The 1,729-nt window shown below is 58.5% G+C and carries 2 protein-coding genes; both read right to left on the bottom strand.

Annotated features, from left to right (window positions below; translation table 11 throughout):
• Positions 1–50 precede the first annotated feature (50 nt).
• On the bottom strand, positions 51–1,346 hold the full coding sequence (locus VQ044_RS25025; protein ID WP_331827888.1) for a hypothetical protein: 1,296 nt from the start codon (positions 1,344–1,346) through the stop codon (positions 51–53).
• Between the two features lies 1 nt (position 1,347).
• Entirely contained in the window at positions 1,348–1,575 is a 228-nt protein-coding gene (locus VQ044_RS25020; RefSeq protein WP_331827887.1) for a helix-turn-helix transcriptional regulator, read from the bottom strand.
• Between the last annotated feature and the right edge of the window lie 154 nt (positions 1,576–1,729).

Raw genomic sequence — 1,729 nt, 5'->3', positions numbered from 1 at the left:
CGCCGTCTGGATCAATCCGCCCAACAACAAGCTCCAACTCCAAGCTTAATCTATCGCTCCGGCTGTCTCACATTCGTTGACACGCTCCGCCAGCGCTTCGCATAGGTCACCGCAACGTCCATGAGCTCATCGTAGACTTCCAGTAAATCAGGACCCTTCCTGTTTCCCGCGACCTGCTGGAGCTTCTCCAGTAGGCGGACGCGAGATCGTTCTATACGTTTTCCGCCCGGCTTGACGTGAACGGGGTCCGGCTTGTGATCGCCTTCATGCGTGATCCAATACCCGATCACTCGGATACCCTTCTTCATGTCGCTCGGCTCTGCGGCATGTAAATTGATTGCCCCGGCAGGGTGCGCCTCCAGGCGCTTCGTTACCGCTCCAGCGACCGCGATCACGGCCTCGACTTCGCACGAGCCGATGCACAGATCGTCCATGACCGTGGACGCGTGCAGCTCCTTACCTCCGACGACATGCCGAAGTTCCCGTCCGATGAAGGCCCTTGCTAGGAGCGGCGCGAGCATTGAGCCCTGCGGCATACCCTGCCGGGTCAGTCCATCTGTAAAAATCCGAAGAAGCTCTTTCAGGGAGAGAGAGAGATCACTCGGGACGAAGTCGGGGTACGTCTGCTTCAGGTACTCAACCACCGTCGTGGCTTCCTTTGGCATGGATACCCTGATCTTCGTGCACTTCGGGAGGAAGATCACGGTCTTCAACAATCGCTTGTCGACCGGCAACCAATCGAAGTGTTTGGGCCTCATTGACGGGAAACAGTTCTCGATATCCGGCGTCCACCACCAACGGCGACCGTCCGTCATCGATTGTTTGATTTCGTGGACGAACGCCCGTTCGCCTCCGGCTCCTTTCCTCGTGTAGTCAAACTCGCTGTCGATGCCCATCATCGACAACACATCCCGAAGCGGCAGCTGCTGAGCCGCCCTGAGAATTCCGTATTTCACGATCGAGCGGTACTTCCCCCCGCCCTTCGGTTCCCAGTGAACGACGACCGGCTCGGCAAGCGCCTTCCACATGCTGATCTTCCCGGCTTGGCCCAGGGCCTGTGAACGAGACATGGATAGCCCATGCCGTGCCGCGATCCTGAGTACCCCGACGAAGACGGCGTCCTTGGACGAGAGGGGTCCCGCCTTCGCGATCGCTCGTTGCTTGGACCAACCCTTCGGATAGGCCGCTGCCAGCTGCTTCAGACTTCCCCGGTAACTCGCGATGGCGTGCTTCAGCTGAAGCAGCTCCTCCGTCGTCCATCCAGCTTCTTCCCGGCAGTACCGGACAGTCGCGGCAAACTCCTTGTCGAGGTACTTCAATTGCATCTGGCGTTCGGCGTCGAGCATCTCAGCCTCGCACCTGTTCTGCCAGCCAGGCTGAGATATCGGCCTTCTCATAAACCAGTTTACGGCCAAGCTTTGTCCTCGCAGGCATCTGACCCTCTTGCTGACGACGGCGGATTGTGCGCTCCGAGACGCCCAGTATTGTACAGAGGTCCCTGACGCCGATGGAGGTCGATCGGCTGTGTAGGAGCATCGCCTTGTCGAGTATCGCTTGTGCCTCAGCGTCGGTCATTTTGATCCTCCCTGGAACTGAGTGACACTGTTCCGTAAAATTGCCTGCAGCCGACGCTGGATTACGGAGCGTGTCAACGAATGTGAGACAGCCGGAGCGATAGATTAAGCTTGGAGTTGGAGCTTGTTGTTGGGCGGATTGATCCAGACGGCGG

The organism is Aurantimonas sp. C2-5-R2 (assembly GCF_036549495.1).
Taxonomy (GTDB): domain Bacteria; phylum Pseudomonadota; class Alphaproteobacteria; order Rhizobiales; family Rhizobiaceae; genus Aurantimonas; species Aurantimonas coralicida_A.
This window is presented reverse-complemented; position numbering and strand designations above follow the sequence as displayed.